Origin of the sequence: Ornithinibacillus xuwenensis, assembly GCF_039614845.1 — a bacterium.
GTDB classification, from domain to species: Bacteria; Bacillota; Bacilli; order Bacillales; family Amphibacillaceae; genus Ornithinibacillus; species Ornithinibacillus xuwenensis.
The window spans coordinates 420,957-438,257 of sequence record NZ_JBDIML010000003.1 but is presented as its reverse complement, the minus strand read 5'-3'; the positions used below and the strand labels follow the sequence as shown (position 1 = coordinate 438,257).

Here is a 17,301-nt window from a genome sequence, read left to right as displayed (position 1 = left end):
AGGAATTCGTTTTCCTTCTCCATGCTTGATTACTGACCTACTTCATATTTATTGTATGCACCATGCATAACTGGTCCTACATAATCATTTAGCTTCCAGCCGTGCTTAATGGCAGCTGAAACAAATTTCTTCGCATTCGTAACAGCGTCTAAGACAGATTGTCCATTTGCAAGATTAGCGGTTATTGCCGCAGCAAATGTACATCCTGCACCATGATTATAGGTTGTATCAATTTTATCACTTTCGAGTAGTGTGAAATCCTTACCATCGTAGAATAAGTCTACTGCTTTTTCATGCTCGATTGCGCTTCCGCCTTTTATCACGACATTTTTTGCACCAAGCTCATGAATCTTAACAGCTGCTTCCTTCATTCCATCAATTGTCTTGATTGGACCTGAAGTTTGTGCTAATTGCCAAGCTTCAAAAAGATTCGGCGTTGTCACTAGTGAGACAGGTAGAAGAACTTCACGCATTGCATCGGTATTTTCAGGTAGTAATAGTTCGTCTTCTCCTTTACAAACCATTACCGGATCTAGTACATACTTATCTATTTGATGCTCCTTAATTTTTCTTGCACCAAGCTGAATCACGTCAACTGTACCAAGCATTCCTGATTTCATTGCATCTACACCAACAGATAGAATGGTATCTAACTGCTTTTCTACGACATTCACATCAATTGTTGTCACATTATGATTCCAGCCATTTGGTTCCATTGTAACAATGGAAGTAAGAGCATTCATGCCGTATACCCCATGTTCTTGAAAGGTTTTTAAGTCAGCTTGAATACCTGCACCACCACTTGTATCAGAGCCTGCAAGGGTTAGAGCTTTTTTCATTGTCATGGTATTTCCCCCTTCTAAATAAATCATACACATGTACTAGGATATAGTATTTCTAATGGAAAATAAAGAATACATACTTATGATGAAAATGAACCCCAATTCTTAGATGAATTGGGGTTATGCCTTACATAATCGGACCGGGTTGGTCATAATTTGCTTGGTCTAATGCAGGGGGATTCATTCCAGGCATTGGACTGTTATGGATATATGCTGGAGCTTGTTGTAATTGTGGTACCTGTCCCATTGCTTCTGGTTTTGCGATATATTCAAAATTGGCTTGTTGGTCGATGCTTTGACCATTTGCCCATCTACCCTGTGCACTTTCCTCCCCTTTTGAAAAATTCATAAAGGCGTAAGATACTTCTTGCTTCTCTAGTTCCTGTGGGAATGTGCTTGGTACTATCGGTTTTTGTGTTTGTTCAAGCTCTTCGATTGCTGCCATCCATTGGTTTTGATGCATCGTATCACGAGCAATTAAAAAGGACAACATATCACGAACACCTGGATCTGTCGTGGATTCATAGAGACGAACAACCTGTAATCGGCCTTGTGACTCTGCGTTTAGATTTGCACGAAAATCAGCTAAAAGATTTCCGCTGGCAATCATATAACGGGCATTCCAAGGATAGCCAACACTGTCTGTGGCGGTAGCACCAAGACCTGAAACAATTGCATGCTGTGGATTCATTCCGCCTAAAACAGCAGCAACCGCAGGATTTTGAGCAGCAGCCTCTTCTTGTGCATTTGCAGGTGCTCCATCTAATAACTGCGCAATCATTGTGGCAATCATTTCAACATGTGCAATTTCTTCGGTACCAATATCGAGTATCATATCGCGATACTTTGCTTCTGCACGACAATTAAAACCTTGAAATAAGTATTGCATCATCACACTAATTTCACCGAATTGACCACCTAAGATTTCTTGGAGCTTTTTCGCATAGACTGGATCTGGTTGCGATGGCTTGGCATTGTATTGTAATTCTTTTATGTGGTAAAACATCTAATCAACATCCCTTCCTCTGAATGAATAATGTTAGGATTTACTAAAGCAAAGGAAGTATACTGATTTATGGAGTTAAATTACTTTTACTTATGTATAAGAGAAAGTACAATAGTAATAATAGAAGATACCAACCATGTTTATTAAACCTCTATGTTCAGCTTCTTATGTACATGGGGGTTTCTTTAGTTGAAGGGGGTATTTCAAGATGGCAACAATTGATGATTTTATGAAACTTGACTTGCGAGTAGGTACCGTTATCAAGGCAGAGCCTTTTCCTGAAGCAAGAAAACCAGCTATTAAGCTAGAGATTGATTTTGGAGAATTTGGTGTGAAACAATCTTCTGCTCAAATCACAAAGCGTTATGAATCGGAAAATTTGCTTGGGAGACAAGTTGTTGCAGTAGTGAACTTTCCACCGAGAAGAATTGCAGGGTTTAAGTCAGAGGTGTTAGTACTGGGTGGTGTACCAACAGAGGATGATGTTGTACTACTTCGCCCTGATGAAGAGGTAGAAAATGGAACAAAAATTTCATAAACCATGATCTGAAGGAGAGCTTTTCAATGCCAACAAACTCAGAACGATTTATTACTGCATTTAATCGGATTGATAAGGCTTTGGACTCGGAGTTAGACAATAGTAAGGGATTTGGATTTTCAAAGTCTGTTCGTATTTTAGCGAAATACAACGCCACTGTAAGAAGGTATAAGGAGGATTTATTAGAGTATGCGGAATTAAGAAATGCGATTGTACATAATCGCATGGATACTTTACAGGTTATTGCTGAGCCGCATGATTCAATCGTTGAAGAAATTGAGAAAATCGAAAGAGAGTTTACTCAACCTAAGCTTGTTACCCCACTTTTTGCTCGTGAGGTACAGGCGTTTCAATTGAAGGATCCGCTGTCCAATCTATTAGATGCCATTCATGAGAAAGGATATTCCAAGTTTCCTGTATATGATCACGACCATTTTAAAGGTCTTGTGACAGAAAGTGGGATCACGCAGTGGTTAGCGAAACATATGGAAGCCGAAATCCATGAGGTAATCCTGGAAGAAATATTGCCTTATCAAAAGGATACAAATCATCAGTTTATCCAAAAAGCGACCACCGTCTATGAAGCGGTCGAGATATTTAAGGATGAGATTGAAAAGGGAAATCGAATTGATGCCCTACTCATAACAGAGAACGGCATAGACCGTGAAACATTACTGGGGATCATAACGGCATGGGATATTATGAGTATTGAATAATATAAAAATAAGGAAGAAGTTCCAGTAGTAGGTAGCTTGAACTTCTTCCTTATTCGATTTGAAATTCCATATTAACTTCATAAGCCTGTTCACCAGCTTGAAATGTTCTTTCAGAAAAGGTTACATAATTATTATTATCGATCGTAACTACAGTTGAACAACGAGTTCCATAATCAGGTAACGCAATAAACATGGGAGATAATCTTTTTTCAAGCTCTTTATCAATTCCTGTGTCTGGAATTTCCTTCTCATCGGCTTCTTCTGAGTCTGACAAAATTTGAAAAAGATCCTCTACAATAATCTTTTCTCTATTCAAGGTGTACTCCTGAAGTTTCTTTTTGCCTTTTTCTACCTTTGGCCAAGGTGTATTTAAGAAATGATTGCTTAGCCCATGTGTACCAGGTGGAATGGCAGTCATACTATCCTCGATATTGTTGTAATAGGCAAGTTCATTAGGATTTCCAACTAACACATTGAAGCCTACATAATTTAATTTATCTTTGCGTAATGCTTCTAAATAATGTTCCGCTGTATCCATGCTTTCTAGATAATTCGAAACGATTGCACCACGAGAAAATTTACCGAACTTCATTTGCTTTGGATCACGGTAGTTCGTCAAGGCAGCAACACGACCTTCTTTTGTAATTCCTAACCAGGTACCCATTTGCTCAAGGTCTCTACCAGCAAGAATTGTAGGGGCAGTTTGCCAGAATTGTGCCTGTGCCGTTGGACGATTATAGAACTCATCTCGATTAGCAGTAAGGATGAGCTTGTAATGTGGATGTTCTTGTAATTGGAAAAGTATTAGCACATAACTTAAATACGTCCTCCTTTTACATTCATTATAAACGAATAGCTTAAGAAATATCATAAAATACCAAAGGATTTATGAGGTAAACATCTTGCTAAATGGGATACAATTCTCTAGTTCGTTTCCTTTTTTAAATATGAATGGGGATGTTATAATGGAATCTTGTCAAATTTCAAGTAGATAAGTATTCCACAATCTAGTCATAAAATACTAGCCTTGTGGTATCAATAAGTATGAGTAAATAGAGAAAGAAGGAAGCAGTATGGTTAAGAGTCAGGAGCAACCAGAACAAACGGAACAGATTCGAAAGGTTCCACTTATCATTGTACTATTATCAGGGGCATTCGTAGCGATCTTAAATCAAACGCTTTTAGCCACAGCGCTACCAGTAATAAAAGCTGATTTGCAAATCGATGATAATACAGTTCAATGGTTACAATCAATATTTATGCTAGTGAATGGCATCATGATTCCAATCACTGCCTTTTTAATTGAACGATTTACAACGAGAGGATTATTTATTTCAGCAATGGGTTCATTTGCTTTAGGTACCATTGTCTGTGCCTTCGCACCTGAATTTTTTACACTATTAATAGGAAGGGTTCTTCAAGCAGCTGGTGCTGGTATCATGATGCCATTAATGCAAACCATCATGTTTTTAATTTTTCCAGTGGAAAAAAGAGGTACTGCAATGGGGTTGTTTGGTCTAATTATCTCATTTGCACCGGCAATTGGCCCAACCTTGTCTGGATATTTAATTGAGCATTATCCATGGCGAAGCTTATTTTATGTTGTATTCCCAATTGCAGCAATTGATCTTATCTTAGCGTATTACGTTCTAAAAAATGTTACGAAGCAAACATTTCCAAAGGTTGATATCTTATCGATTATTCTCTCTACACTTGGATTCGGAGGTTTGCTATATGGGTTCAGTGTTGCTGGAAATACGGGCTGGACTAGTTTGCAAGTAATTCTGTCAATCTTACTCGGAGCGGTTACATTAACCTGGTTTATAGTAAGACAATTAAAACTAGAGCAACCAATCTTGGAGTTTCGAATATTTAAGAATCCAATTTTTACATTAACAACTGCTTTAGGTATGGCAGTATTTTTGGCAATGATTGGCGGAGCAGTAATCCTTCCATTGTTAATGCAGGATATGTTAGGATTTTCACCACTTGTCTCAGGGTTAGCCCTGTTACCTGGTGCAATTATCATGGGGATAATGAATCCAATTACTGGACGATTATTTGATAAATTTGGAGCAAAATGGCTCTCACTTATTGGATTGTTACTGATAACAGCGACAACATTTATGCTTACAGTTCTGACAACAGACACAACCTTTACGTATATTGCAACTGTTCAAGCATTTCGTATGCTTGGGATTGCGATGGTAATGATGCCAGTAACAACCGCTGGATTAAACCAACTCTCACCAAGAATGCTACCGCATGGAACAGCAATGAATAACACATTACGCCAGGTAGCCGGGGCAATCGGTACGGCATTGTTGGTTACGGTCATGACAACAACAGCTATACCATCAGAAGGATTGAGTGGAATTATTCATGGTGTCAATATGGCCTTTGCAGTAGCAGGCGTTATTGCTGCAGCTGGTCTTGTCATTACCTTCTTTATTAAATATGATAACCCGAGCCATATGAAACAGAATTAAGAAAGAAGCCAGGAAATAGTTATTTCCTGGCTCTTATTTTTAATAAAAAAGGAAAATAAGCAATTATGTTGAATAAATTAAGGGATAGAATCATGAGGAGGGGAAACCGTGTTTGTGAAACCCAAAAGTTTAAATCCAGGAGATAAGGTAGCAACTATTAGCTTATCTTGGGGTGGTGCAGGGGACAAAGAACTTAGGTGGCGATATGAACAAGGGGTTAAAAGATTGGAAGAGGTCTTTGAATTAGAGGTTGTGGCGATGCCAAATAGTTTAAAGGGTACCGATTATATCTACCATAACCCACAGGCAAGAGCGGAGGATTTCATGGCTGCATTTCGTGATCCCAGTATAAAAGGGATTATATCGAACATTGGTGGTGACGACAGCATTCGAATGCTGCCATATATTGACTATAATGTGATTCACAACAATCCAAAAATATTTATGGGGTTTTCGGATACCACCATTCCACACTTGATATGCCTAAAAGCAGGTATCTCATCCTTCTATGGGCCAGCAATCCTAACCGATTTTGCAGAAAATGTAGCAATGGATTCCTATACAATTGAAATGATGAAACGGACACTTTTCTCCAATAATAAAATCGGATTAATAGAACCTGCTGCAGAATGGACAAGTGAGCATATTCGATGGGAAGAGCAAAATAAGAATCGGAAAAGAAAACGAAAGCCAAATCGTGGATATGAGTTGATTCAGGGAGAAGGCGTAGTACGCGGTCATCTAATCGGGGGATGTATGGAAGTACTTGAATTTGCAAAAGGAACTAGCATCTGGCCGGATGAAGAGGTATTTGAAAATAGTATTCTGTTTTTTGAAACTTCTGAAGAAACGCCTAACCCTAGCATGATTCGATATTGGCTTCGAAACTATGGTGCACAAAATATTTTAGCAAAGGTAAGTGGCATCTTATTTGCTAAGCCTTTAGATGAAAAATACTATGAGGAATATAAAATAGAGATTCAAACAGTACTTAAAGAATTTCATTTAGAAAAGCTCCCAGTACTATATAACTTAAACTTTGGGCATACCGAGCCGAAATTAATACTTCCGTACGGAGCTATGGCGGAAATTGACTGCAATCAAATGACATTTTCACTAATCGATAATGGAGTGGAATAGTTTACAAACTGTCCATCATATGAATTAATGATGGAGAATTTTGATATTCCAAAAAGGGGATTTGTAAAATGAGAATATTAGTTGTTGGCGCGAGTGGGACAATTGGTTCTGAAATATGTAAAGTATTAGCGAATCACGAAATAATTCGTGCTGGTCGGAATGGGTTAGATGTATCGGTTGATACGACCTCTGAACAAAGCATTCGAGATATGTATAATCAAATTGGTAAAGTGGATGCGGTTGTAAACGCGGCTGGTGGAGCTAATTTTGCTTCTGTGTCTGAACTAACTCCTGAGCTAAATGAACGTGGTATTCAAAGTAAGCTAAAAGGGCAGATTAATTTAGTATTAATTGGAATGGACTATGTCAATGATGGTGGAAGCTTCACGCTTACAACTGGTGTAATGATGGATGACCCGATACCAATGGGAGCATCTGCGGCGATGGCAAATGGAGGGGTGAAATCCTTTGTGAAAGCAGCCTCCATCGAAATGCCAAGAGGTATCCGTATTAATAGTGTTAGTCCAAATATTGTTCAAGAATCATGGAGCAAAATGGAAAAATATTTTGCGGGATTCTCACCAGTTCCTGCGGTTCGTGTAGCGCTTTCGTATAAAAAGAGTGTTGAAGGTGCACAAACTGGTCAAAATTATGAAGTATATTAGAGATTAAGGAAGCCAAAGCAATAATTAGATATTGCTTTGGTATTATTTTTTTCTAGTATTTTTTATTCGGAATAAATTACTTTCAAATTGCTAGACTCCTAATATGGTACACTACTCTATAATGGAAATGGAATGAAATTACATACCTATCATCTAGTGATTGTCATCACGACATATAGTAAGTATCAAGTCAGAAAAATCACTTTCAAAAATATAAAGGGGAGTTCGATGAAAAAGGTAATTATATTTGATCTAGATGATACATTAATAAATGACAAAAAAAGTATCGATAATGCATTTCGTGCTACTTGTGGCATTGTAAATAGTCAGCATGGTATTGATTCCATACAACTAGAGAAGAAGGTGCGTGAGTTTGCCCGTGAGCTCTATTCTTCCTACGATACATACCGGTTTACAAAAAGGATTGGAATTAATCCTTTTGAAGGGCTTTGGGGTACATTTGTGGATAATGGAGAAGACTTTCAGAAGTTAAGGGAGATTGCTCCAGTATACCAACTAGACGTATGGAGAATGGGGTTGCGTGAATTTGGAATTGAGGATGAGGGATTAGCTAAGAAGCTATCCATGGCTTTTCCGATGTTTCGAAAGCGATATGCCTTTGTATTTTCAGAGGTCTTTCCCGTTTTAGAACAGTTGAAGGAACAGTATCAATTAGTGTTACTTACAAATGGATCGCCTTCCTTACAACGGACAAAATTATCCCTTTCCCCAAAGCTTGGTAACTACTTTGATTCTGTTTTTATTTCTGGTGATTATGGAATTGGTAAACCAGACCCTTCCATTTTCCAACATGTACTAGAAAGTGTAATGGTGGAAAAGGAAGAAGTGATAATGGTGGGAGATAATTTACATACGGATATTCTAGGTGCCAACCGTGTTGGAATAACGAATGTGTGGATAAACAGAAAAGCAATAGAAGCTGTAGACATTCGGCCAACCTTTGAAATTAGGACATTAGATGAGTTAACTCCAGTACTTCAAGAGCTTTGACTCCTATTGCTGGTGTAAAAATAATGTACGACATTTGCTTCTGAGCAAATGCCGTACGATTTATCTCATCTACCTGGATGAGATTTTCTTTATGTTGTCTTACGCAGTCCTCTATAACAAGCCCAAATTAACACAATTAGTAATCCGATTATGACAAATGCATCCGTTTGGATAGAATCTAAACTTGATAGTTTTCGAGTGAAGGCATTCCAAAACGGTTCTTCAATATGTTCACTCCGATCTTCTTGGTAGCGAATATGATGGACTGAATCTCCTGATATTGCTGGCTCCCACCCGTTATCTCCTTCTTCTAACCATATTTCAATCACATCTTCTTTGGCAATGTCCATCCTTTTTCCACCATTATAATTCTTGGCATCCCAAGCCGGAATATAGTGGTAAAATACGTCAACTGAACGATTACCTATCATGTTGTTTGGAGCTTTTATCACATCGGTAATATGAATCGTCATTTTTCGAAGCTGTATTGGATGTTCTTGGTCTTTTGTTACATCGCTATAAAGCTCATCTGAGGTAACCGTCCCTATGATATGATAAGGAGCATCACGATTAATTTGTTCTATTTCCGTTGGATCCATTGCTGCGAGTACCGTGTTAGTCACAAGTAAGAATAATAGAAAGCAAGTGATTATTCCTATTGTCTTTTTTAAACAAGCTTTTGGCATCGTTATACCTCCAATTTTTATCCCTTGTTAATGGGTAACGCAATTTCAATCCAAGACAAAGGGAATAGAATTATTTATAAGTCAATTGCTCTAACATAATGAATATCTTCTAACATCATTAGTTTATTTAATACGACTTCCTCTACATGCTTATCCACCTTTAACATCATAATAGCATCTCCGCCAATATCTGAACGGTCAACCTGCATCGTAGCGATATTAATGTCATGATTAGCGAGTAGGCTCCCCATTTTACCGATTACACCAGGTTGATCGGTATGATGGATGACTATAATATGACCTTTAGGGGTTACGTCTACACTGAAATGATCAATTTTGACGATTCTAGCTCCCAATCCATTTAATAATGTACCTGACACATTTCGCTTGGTTGATTTAGTTTTTAATTCTACCGTAATTAAGTTAGAGAAGCCTTTTTTGGTAGACGTTTTACTTTCGTGAATTTGAATATCCTTTCTATTGGCTAGATATAATGCATTAATTTCATTTACATGTGTTCCGAGATGTCGCTTTAATATTCCTTTTATGATTTTTCTACTTAGTGGTGAAAGCTCGTAGCTGGTTATATCGCCAGCATATGAAATTGTAATTTCCTCAGGTGACTCATCTGCTAAATAGATAAGAAATTCACCAAGCTTTTCTCCTAAGTGAAAGTAGGGTTCTATCTTGCGATAAAACTCTTTATCAAGGGAGGGAAGATTCACTGGATTTCGTACAACCCCACCATGAATATAGCGCAAAATATCTTGGCAAACATCCACTGCTACATTTTCCTGTGCCTCTATTGTACTAGCGCCAAGGTGAGGTGTTGCAATAACCTCAGGTAGCTCAAGTAGCTTATGTTGTAGAAATGGTTCCTCTTCAAGGACATCTAGTGCTGCACCAACAACCTTCTTAGAAATTATTGCCTCGTATAATGCATCTTCATCGATAATTCCCCCACGTGCGCAGTTTATGATTTGCACCCCCGGCTTCATCCTTTCAAATGCATCGCGATTTAGCAGATGCTTTGTTTCTTTAAGTAGTGGGGTATGTACAGTAATGAAATCCGCACTTTGTAAAACTGCTTGTATACTCCCATACTCAATACCCATCTTGGATGCCTTTTCTTTTGTTAGAAAGGGGTCATAAGCAATAACATTCATTCGTTGTCCTCTAGCACGATAGGCAACTTCTGCTCCAATTCGTCCAAGACCAATTATACCTAGTGTTTTATCCTTTAATTCCACACCAATATATTGCTTGCGGTCCCATTTATTTTGTTTTAATGCATGATAGGCTTGCGGTATGTTTCGAGACAAAGCCATCAGCATAGCCATTGTATGCTCTGCAGCAGAATTTGTATTTCCATTTGGTGCATTAACAACCAGAATTCCATTCTCAGTTGCTGCATCCAAATCTATATTGTCTACACCGACTCCAGCACGTCCGATGATCTTTAAGTTTGTCGCAGGTTCAATTATCTCTCTCGTTACTTGGGTCTGACTTCTGACGATTAATGCATCAAACTGATGGATAATTGCTGTTAAGTCTTTAAAATCCAGATTACTTCTAAGTTCCACTATTACATTTGGAGTTTCTTGTAATCGTTGAATCCCTTCATTACTAATTGATTCTGTAATTAATATCCTGAAGGCCACTTTTTAATCCCCCTCTATATGATTTAAATAAACATCCTGAGCTGCTTTCGTGCCAATACCAAGTGATGTTTTCTTTCCTAGCTTATACATTCCAATTTCTATACAGCTAATAACCTGAATCACGTCTGCTGGCGAACAATAACCCATATGGCCGATTCGAAATATCTTTCCTTTTAACTGGTTTTGGCCTCCAGCTAATACTAATCCAAAATCCTTTTTCACGATTTTCCTTAATAGGTCGGGTTGAAAGTCGTACGGCTTTAATGCTGTTACGGTTGGGGATGCTACTAAATCATTTGTTAAAAGTGGAATGCCAAGTGCTCGCATGGAAGCTCTTGTCATATTTTTCATTACTTGATGCCTCTGAAAGACGGCTGGAAATCCTTCTGATTCAATTAAAGTAAGGGATTGTTCTAATCCATATAAAAGGGAAAGCGCTGGTGTAAATGGTGTGGAGTCCTGTTGAGATGAATCACGGTATTTTCGTAAATCTAGAAAAAAGCGAGCTTGCTTGGATTCTTCTATTTTTTTCCATGCTCGCTTATTTGCAGCTACGAAGGTAAGTCCAGGAGGGAGCATGAGGGCTTTTTGTGAGCCTGTAACTAGTACATCAATTCCCCAGTCATCCATTCTTGTTTCAACTGCGCCAACGCAAGAAACACCGTCTACTATGAATAGTGCATCTGAAACCTGCTTTACAACTTGAGCAAGCTCTCGTATTGGATTTAATACACCTGTTGAGGTTTCACAATAAGTTGCAAAAATCGCTTTAATGGAAGGGTTTTGTGATAGGTATGCTTTTATTTGCTCAGGCTCTAGCGCTGTACCCCAGTCATAATCAAACCGATGTACAGTTAATTGGTAGGTTTTACATATCCTTGCAAAGCGATCCCCGAAAGAACCAGTAACTAGAACAAGTACATCTTCTCCGGGATTAACCGTATTGACAACAGCAGACTCGAGACCTGCAGTTCCACTACCAGCTATTACGGCGATATCTTGCAATGTCCCAAATATGTTTTTAAGTTTAGGTTGAATACGGTTCAGTAATGCTTTTGTCTCCTGATCACGATGACCAATCATTGGTGCAAGCATTACTTGTTGGACACTAGGTGGGATGGGAGTCGGTCCGGGGATCCGGAGTAATTGATAGTCTTGTAACATGTTATTACACTCCTTTTGGTTAACAAAAAAACATCAGGATATTCCTAATGTTCTATGTGCTCGTTACGACGGCTTCTTCGAAAAAATTTTTTGATAATGCCATTCTTTTCTTGGTCCTTTGCTTGCTTGCGAAATGCTAAATGATTCGATAAATAATATAGTCCTTCTTCAAGGAAGATTAATATGACAATAATGAGTACAATCCAAAACCACATTGAAATGCTCCTTTTCTCTAAAAAGATACAGCTATAGTTTACTTTTATTTTACCAAAAGTTTCAAGTGATGGTGTGAATTTTGTGATATTTCTATATGAACCTCTAAAAAGATTATTCAATATGTAATGGAAGGGATAGTTCTAATTGCACTGAGGTGATATCCCTCAGTAGGGATTAATAACTACTACAGAAGAAAGTGCTTCAAAAAAAGTATTTGACAAGAAAAAGAAAGCGCTTTATTATGTATGTAACGGGTTACACAAATAAATTTTAATAGATTTGTGTATTTTTTATCCTTCAATATGTAACCCGTTACATAAATTCTACAAATCTATTAAGCGATAAGAGGGTGGGTTAGAAGCATGCCTACAATTAAAGATGTTGCAAGTCTTGCAGGTGTTTCCGTGGCTACCGTGTCACGAGTATTAAATGATAGTGGTTATGTCAATCATGAAACAAAACAGCGAGTTAATGACGCAATATCAACTTTAAACTATCGACCTAATAATGTGGCTCGTAGTCTATTTAATGGACGTTCACAGATGATTGCATTATTAGTTCCAGATATAATGAATCCCTTTTTCCCAGAGCTTGCAAGAGCTGTTGAGGATTTTACGAAACAAAATGATTATACGTTTGTACTATGTAACACCGATGATGATCCCGAAAAAGAAATGCATTATATTGATGCATTACAGCAAAAGTCAGTCGATGGAATTATCATCGTTTCTAGTACGATTACGGAAAAGGAGTTAAATCAAGTTAAGGTTCCAATTGTGGCCCTTGACCGTATTTTAAGCTCTAATCTCTCTTCTGTTACGGTTAGAAACAGAGAAGGTGCCAGGCATGCTGTGAAATATCTAAAAGCTCTAGGCTGCAAACGGATTGCACATATATGTGGTCCAGAAAATGTCAGTAATACCAAAGATCGCTTAAGTGGTTATTTGGATGAAGTAAAAGATATGGATTGGTTTTTATCCAGTTATGTGGTTACAGGTGAATATCAGTTCGACTCGGCAATGGCTGCGACAAAAAATCTACTAATTAATCATCCAGAGATTGATGGAATATTCGTAGCAAATGATGTAATGGGTGTTGGAGTGCTAAAAGCAGCACAAGAGCTTGGACTCCGAATTCCAAAGGATCTTTGTGTAATCGGATTTGACGGTATATCCCTTGGCGATAAAATTACGCCATCATTAACGACGATAAAGCAACCAATTTATGAAATGGGAACACGAGCAGCAGAAATATTAATTCAGCAAATCAATGATCCTGTATTTACGGTACAGCGAGAAGAATTTGAAGTAACCCTACTTGAAAGAGAGTCAACCAGTGTAAGGAGGTAAGGCATATGAGTATGACAGCAACCGTTACTGTAGTCGGAAGTATAAATATGGACCTCACAGTATCCACTAAGAAAATTCCTGAAAAGGGTGAGACCATTCTTGGGGAAGAATTTGCAACCTATCCAGGAGGTAAAGGTGCTAATCAAGCTGTAGCAGCTGCAAGACTAGGCGCAAAAGTTAATATGATTGGTTCCTTAGGAAATGATGAATTTGGATCGTCCTTGTTAACAACTTTGAATGATGAAGGAATAAATACAGAAGGGGTCACGTTAGTAAATGATGTGGCTACTGGAATTGCAACCATTCTTGTTTCTGACAATGACAATCGAATCATTGTTGCACCGGGTGCCAATAAGAAGGTTAGCCCAGTGGTCGTTGAGAAATATAAACATCTTATTATTCAGAGCGACATCGTATTACTTCAGCTAGAAATACCAATGGAGACGGTTATTTTTACAGTGAAGCTTTGTAAAGAGCATCAAATTCCGGTTATTGTGAACCCTGCACCATATCAATCATTATCACAAGAATTAATCGAAAATGTATCATTCTTAACACCAAATGAATTAGAAGTGGAAGAAATGCAACAGGATACACTACTAGATTCCTTAAAAGATAAGCTAATTATCACCAAGGGAGAAAAAGGTGTCGGTTATTATCAAGAGGATAAGGAACAATTTGTTCCAGGTTTCGCTGTAGAGGTTCAGGATACAACTGGGGCAGGCGATACATTTAATGGTGCATTGGCAGTGCAATTGGGAAGTGGAGAAACAATTGAAGAAGCAATCCGATTTGCAAATGCTTCTGCCGCCCTATCGGTTATGAAATTCGGAGCTCAGGGTGGTATGCCGACCCGACAGCAGGTGATGGAATTCATGCAAGAAAGGAAGTTATAACAATGAAGAAGTCAGGTATTCTAAATCGAGATATTGCAGCAGTTTTGGCTAGGTTAGGACATACAGATACGGTGATAATTGCTGATTGTGGTCTTCCGATCCCAGATCATATACCGTGTATCGATCTTTCCATAAGACTAGGAAAACCAAGTTTTACATCAGTATTAGAAGCGTTGGAAGAAGACATGGTAATCGAAAAAATGATACTAGCAAATGAAATTAAAATAAAAAACAGTGGATTGCATACACATTTGGCAAAACAGTATTCTAAGATACCGTTGGATTATGTTTCACATGAAGAATTAAAGGAATGTATAGTAGACGCAAAAGTAGTGATACGTACAGGAGAAGCGACTCCATATGCAAATGTGATTTTACAAGCTGGCGTTTTATTTTAGAGAGGGGGGAGTTAAATGAGTGAAACACCTTTAGTAGAAATGACCGGTATTGATAAGGCATTTTCGGGAAACCAAGTATTAACGAAGGTTGCTTTTAATGTAAAAAAAGGTGAAGTTCATGCACTAATGGGAGAAAATGGTGCAGGGAAATCCACCCTTGTAAAGATATTGACAGGAATCCATCCTCGGGATAAAGGTCAAATAAAGATTAATGGCGAAGAGGTTAGTTTTACGAACCCAAAGCAAGCCGAAGCAAAAGGGATTGTCGTTATTCATCAGGAATTAAATATTATTCCACATTTAACCGTAACGCAGAATATGTTCCTTGGTAAAGAAATCACCTATGGAAAAACAGGAATATTAAATCATAAGAAAATGAAAGCGGAAACAGTGAAAAACTTGCACGCATTGGGTGTAAGTAACATCGACCCAGATGATCTTGCTGGTGATTTATCTGTAGGTAAACAGCAAATGATTGAGATTGCAAGAGCACTGGCTACAAATGCAGAGTTAATCATCATGGACGAGCCTACTGCGGCACTTACAGATCGTGAGATAGAAAGTCTGTTTAAAGTAGTAAACGCATTGAGAACAGAAGGCGTAAGTTTTGTTTATATATCTCACCGAATGGAAGAAATATTTGAATTATGTGATCGCATTACGGTTTTGCGTGACGGACAGTTTATTGGAACCGAAAAAATAGTAGAAACCTCATTAGAAGAAATCGTTAAAATGATGGTTGGTCGTGAACTAGGTGAACGGTTTCCTTCTAGAGACCACAACATTGGAGAAACAATTTTTGAGGTAACTAATCTCTCTAGTAAAGAAGGCTTATTCCGAAATATTAGTTTTGGAGTACGCAAGGGTGAAGTTCTTGGAGTAGCTGGTTTAATGGGGGCAGGTCGTACCGAAGTGATGGAAACAATATTTGGCTACCGCAAAAAGGAAAGCGGCACTGTTACGTTAAATGGTAAGTTGTTAAATACGAAACAACCAAGCAATCTAATTAAGGCAGGCATTGGCTTTATTACAGAAGATCGGAAAACAAAGGGGCTTGTTTTGGGTTCGACGATTCGGGAAAATATTGCATTAACTAATTTAAGCACAGTTTCAACGAATGGCGTCATATCGAAGTCAAAAGAAAAATCTTTGGTTAATGAACTGATTAAGCAATTAAAGGTTCGAACTACTGGCAGTGAGCAAGAAGTTAAATCATTAAGCGGTGGAAATCAACAAAAGGTTGTAATTGCGAAATGGCTAGGTATTGAGCCGAAAGTACTTATATTAGACGAACCAACTAGGGGAGTTGATATTGGGGCCAAAAAAGAAATCTACTCCATTATTAATGAACTAACGAAAAATGGAGTTGCAGTTATTATGATTTCCTCTGAATTACCAGAAGTTCTAGGTGTTAGTGATCGAATTATGGTATTACATGAAGGGAAAATCACAGCATTTTTAGATCGGGACGAAGCAAATCAAGAAAATATTATGATGGCAGCAACAGGGGGGAGTAAAGCATGAAGCGATTTATAACGAATAACATCTCTATTATTGGACCATTTATTGGATTAATCCTATTTTCTATTATTCTAGGAGTTCTAAGCGATAGCTTCTTTACCGTAGATAATATTCTAAATTTGTTAAGACAAATTTCAATTAATGCACTAATCGCGTTTGGGATGACATTTGTTATTTTAACAGCTGGAATTGATTTGTCAGTTGGTTCCATTCTTGCATTGGGGAGTGCGCTAACAGCCGGATTATTGACTAGCGGGATGGACCCATTATTAGCGGTGTTTATTGGGTTAATAATCGGACTTGTATTAGGAGCAGTAAATGGTCTGGTTATTACGAAAGGTAAGGTTGCCCCTTTTATCGCAACCTTAGCAACGATGACAATCTATCGTGGTGCAACATTAGTTTTTACAGATGGTCGTCCTATTACAGGATTATCTGATAGCTTCACATTTGAAATGATTGGAAAGGGTTATGTGTTTGGAATACCATTTCCTGTACTCCTCATGTTAGTGATCTTTGGAATATTATTCTTTGTATTGCGAAAAACTGTTTTTGGAAGACAAGTTTATGCCATTGGTGGTAATGAAGAGGCGGCTATTCTATCGGGAATTAAAGCAGATCGTGTGAAAATCTGGGTATATTCGTTAACAGGTATGCTATCTGTACTAGCAGGAATTATTTTGACTAGCCGATTAAATTCAGCACAACCAACAGCGGGTACTAGCTTTGAACTAGATGCAATTGCTGCTGTTGTTATCGGTGGTACAAGCCTTGCCGGTGGTAAAGGTAGAATTGTCGGAACGTTAATTGGTGCTCTAATTATTGGCGTTATTGATAATGGATTAAATTTATTAAATGTATCTTCTTTCTATCAACAAATTGTCAAAGGTGGCATCATTTTACTAGCAGTTTTACTTGATCGTCGCCAAAGCAAATAGGTTTTAATGATGTTTCAATAAACATCTTAAAATAAAAAAACACTTTTACTTATAGGGAGGAAACA

General features: G+C 38.0%; 18 protein-coding genes. 11 read left to right on the top strand and 7 right to left on the bottom strand.

Annotated elements, in window-relative coordinates:
- Positions 1-29: 29 nt before the first annotated feature.
- Both pdxK and ABC228_RS11620 read right to left on the bottom strand, forming a co-directional pair.
- The gene (gene pdxK, locus ABC228_RS11625) at positions 30-845 is read right to left on the bottom strand and encodes a pyridoxine/pyridoxal/pyridoxamine kinase (RefSeq protein WP_345825306.1); all 816 of its coding nucleotides are present in this window, start codon (positions 843-845) and stop codon (positions 30-32) included.
- Positions 846-969: 124 nt separating this feature from the next.
- Positions 970-1,848, bottom strand: coding sequence for a manganese catalase (locus ABC228_RS11620; protein WP_345825305.1), 879 nt, complete (start codon positions 1,846-1,848; stop codon positions 970-972).
- Positions 1,849-2,056: 208 nt separating this feature from the next.
- Here ABC228_RS11620 and csaA point away from each other — a divergent pair, with 208 nt between their 5' ends.
- Together csaA and ABC228_RS11610 are read left to right on the top strand one after the other, a co-directional pair.
- On the top strand, positions 2,057-2,386 hold the full coding sequence (csaA, locus tag ABC228_RS11615; RefSeq protein ID WP_345825304.1) for a chaperone CsaA: 330 nt from the start codon (positions 2,057-2,059) through the stop codon (positions 2,384-2,386).
- A 26-nt stretch (positions 2,387-2,412) separates the two neighbouring features.
- Entirely contained in the window at positions 2,413-3,102 is a 690-nt protein-coding gene (locus tag ABC228_RS11610) for a CBS domain-containing protein (RefSeq protein WP_345825303.1), read from the top strand.
- 49 nt (positions 3,103-3,151) lie between these two features.
- Here the strand turns inward: ABC228_RS11610 and ABC228_RS11605 are convergent, their stop codons facing one another.
- Positions 3,152-3,913 carry an NRDE family protein gene (locus ABC228_RS11605; RefSeq protein WP_345825302.1) on the bottom strand — a complete coding sequence of 254 codons (762 nt, stop codon included), beginning with the start codon at positions 3,911-3,913 and terminating at the stop codon, positions 3,152-3,154.
- Between the two features lie 262 nt (positions 3,914-4,175).
- Between ABC228_RS11605 and ABC228_RS11600 the strand changes: the two genes are divergently transcribed.
- The 4 genes from ABC228_RS11600 (at position 4,176) to ABC228_RS11585 (ending at position 8,407) form a co-directional block, all read left to right on the top strand.
- Positions 4,176-5,591, top strand: coding sequence for a DHA2 family efflux MFS transporter permease subunit (locus ABC228_RS11600; protein ID WP_345825301.1), 1,416 nt, complete (start codon positions 4,176-4,178; stop codon positions 5,589-5,591).
- A gap of 108 nt (positions 5,592-5,699) precedes the next feature.
- Positions 5,700-6,731 (top strand): S66 family peptidase, encoded by a 1,032-nt coding sequence (locus ABC228_RS11595; protein ID WP_345825300.1) that lies wholly within the window; start codon positions 5,700-5,702, stop codon positions 6,729-6,731.
- Between the two features lie 68 nt (positions 6,732-6,799).
- Entirely contained in the window at positions 6,800-7,396 is a 597-nt protein-coding gene (locus ABC228_RS11590; protein ID WP_345825299.1) for a short chain dehydrogenase, read from the top strand.
- A 228-nt stretch (positions 7,397-7,624) separates the two neighbouring features.
- Positions 7,625-8,407 carry an HAD family hydrolase gene (locus ABC228_RS11585; RefSeq protein ID WP_345825298.1) on the top strand — a complete coding sequence of 261 codons (783 nt, stop codon included), beginning with the start codon at positions 7,625-7,627 and terminating at the stop codon, positions 8,405-8,407.
- An 89-nt stretch (positions 8,408-8,496) separates the two neighbouring features.
- Here ABC228_RS11585 and ABC228_RS11580 read toward each other — a convergent pair whose 3' ends face one another.
- The 4 genes from ABC228_RS11580 to ABC228_RS11565 all read right to left on the bottom strand — a co-directional run bounded on the left by ABC228_RS11580 (position 8,497) and on the right by ABC228_RS11565 (position 12,133).
- Positions 8,497-9,093: a hypothetical protein gene (locus ABC228_RS11580; protein WP_345825297.1), complete on the bottom strand. Its 597-nt coding sequence runs from the start codon at positions 9,091-9,093 to the stop codon at positions 8,497-8,499.
- A 74-nt stretch (positions 9,094-9,167) separates the two neighbouring features.
- On the bottom strand, positions 9,168-10,754 hold the full coding sequence (gene serA / locus ABC228_RS11575; protein WP_345825296.1) for a phosphoglycerate dehydrogenase: 1,587 nt from the start codon (positions 10,752-10,754) through the stop codon (positions 9,168-9,170).
- A gap of 3 nt (positions 10,755-10,757) precedes the next feature.
- Positions 10,758-11,918: a pyridoxal-phosphate-dependent aminotransferase family protein gene (locus ABC228_RS11570; RefSeq protein WP_345825295.1), complete on the bottom strand. Its 1,161-nt coding sequence runs from the start codon at positions 11,916-11,918 to the stop codon at positions 10,758-10,760.
- 44 nt (positions 11,919-11,962) lie between these two features.
- Positions 11,963-12,133, bottom strand: coding sequence for a hypothetical protein (locus ABC228_RS11565; protein ID WP_345825294.1), 171 nt, complete (start codon positions 12,131-12,133; stop codon positions 11,963-11,965).
- Between the two features lie 363 nt (positions 12,134-12,496).
- On the opposite strand from ABC228_RS11565, the gene ABC228_RS11560 reads away from it, so the two are divergent.
- From ABC228_RS11560 to ABC228_RS11540, 5 genes are read left to right on the top strand one after another with little or no spacing between them, the layout of a single operon-like run.
- On the top strand, positions 12,497-13,483 hold the full coding sequence (locus ABC228_RS11560; RefSeq protein ID WP_345825293.1) for a LacI family DNA-binding transcriptional regulator: 987 nt from the start codon (positions 12,497-12,499) through the stop codon (positions 13,481-13,483).
- A 5-nt stretch (positions 13,484-13,488) separates the two neighbouring features.
- Complete coding sequence (rbsK, locus tag ABC228_RS11555) at positions 13,489-14,379, top strand: ribokinase (RefSeq protein WP_345825292.1); 891 nt, start codon at positions 13,489-13,491, stop codon at positions 14,377-14,379.
- Positions 14,380-14,381: 2 nt separating this feature from the next.
- Positions 14,382-14,777 carry a D-ribose pyranase gene (rbsD, locus tag ABC228_RS11550; protein WP_345825291.1) on the top strand — a complete coding sequence of 132 codons (396 nt, stop codon included), beginning with the start codon at positions 14,382-14,384 and terminating at the stop codon, positions 14,775-14,777.
- Between the two features lie 15 nt (positions 14,778-14,792).
- Positions 14,793-16,301: a sugar ABC transporter ATP-binding protein gene (locus tag ABC228_RS11545; RefSeq protein WP_345825290.1), complete on the top strand. Its 1,509-nt coding sequence runs from the start codon at positions 14,793-14,795 to the stop codon at positions 16,299-16,301.
- A complete protein-coding gene (locus tag ABC228_RS11540; protein WP_345825289.1) occupies positions 16,298-17,236 on the top strand; it encodes an ABC transporter permease subunit in 939 nt (312 codons plus the stop codon). Before ABC228_RS11545 ends, ABC228_RS11540 begins: the two co-directional genes overlap by 4 nt.
- Positions 17,237-17,301 lie beyond the last annotated feature (65 nt).

Bases quoted from the DNA above. Each gene is read 5' to 3' on its own strand.
- pdxK (WP_345825306.1), bottom strand. From the start codon at position 845: ATGACAATGAAAAAAGCTCTAACCCTTGCAGGCTCTGATACAAGTGGT.
- ABC228_RS11620 (WP_345825305.1), bottom strand. From the start codon at position 1,848: ATGTTTTACCACATAAAAGAATTACAATACAATGCCAAGCCATCGCAA.
- csaA (WP_345825304.1), top strand. From the start codon at position 2,057: ATGGCAACAATTGATGATTTTATGAAACTTGACTTGCGAGTAGGTACC.
- ABC228_RS11610 (WP_345825303.1), top strand. From the start codon at position 2,413: ATGCCAACAAACTCAGAACGATTTATTACTGCATTTAATCGGATTGAT.
- ABC228_RS11600 (WP_345825301.1), top strand. From the start codon at position 4,176: ATGGTTAAGAGTCAGGAGCAACCAGAACAAACGGAACAGATTCGAAAG.
- ABC228_RS11590 (WP_345825299.1), top strand. From the start codon at position 6,800: ATGAGAATATTAGTTGTTGGCGCGAGTGGGACAATTGGTTCTGAAATA.
- ABC228_RS11585 (WP_345825298.1), top strand. From the start codon at position 7,625: ATGAAAAAGGTAATTATATTTGATCTAGATGATACATTAATAAATGAC.
- ABC228_RS11580 (WP_345825297.1), bottom strand. From the start codon at position 9,093: ATGCCAAAAGCTTGTTTAAAAAAGACAATAGGAATAATCACTTGCTTT.
- ABC228_RS11570 (WP_345825295.1), bottom strand. From the start codon at position 11,918: ATGTTACAAGACTATCAATTACTCCGGATCCCCGGACCGACTCCCATC.
- ABC228_RS11565 (WP_345825294.1), bottom strand. From the start codon at position 12,133: ATGTGGTTTTGGATTGTACTCATTATTGTCATATTAATCTTCCTTGAA.
- ABC228_RS11560 (WP_345825293.1), top strand. From the start codon at position 12,497: ATGCCTACAATTAAAGATGTTGCAAGTCTTGCAGGTGTTTCCGTGGCT.
- rbsK (WP_345825292.1), top strand. From the start codon at position 13,489: ATGAGTATGACAGCAACCGTTACTGTAGTCGGAAGTATAAATATGGAC.
- rbsD (WP_345825291.1), top strand. From the start codon at position 14,382: ATGAAGAAGTCAGGTATTCTAAATCGAGATATTGCAGCAGTTTTGGCT.
- ABC228_RS11545 (WP_345825290.1), top strand. From the start codon at position 14,793: ATGAGTGAAACACCTTTAGTAGAAATGACCGGTATTGATAAGGCATTT.
- ABC228_RS11540 (WP_345825289.1), top strand. From the start codon at position 16,298: ATGAAGCGATTTATAACGAATAACATCTCTATTATTGGACCATTTATT.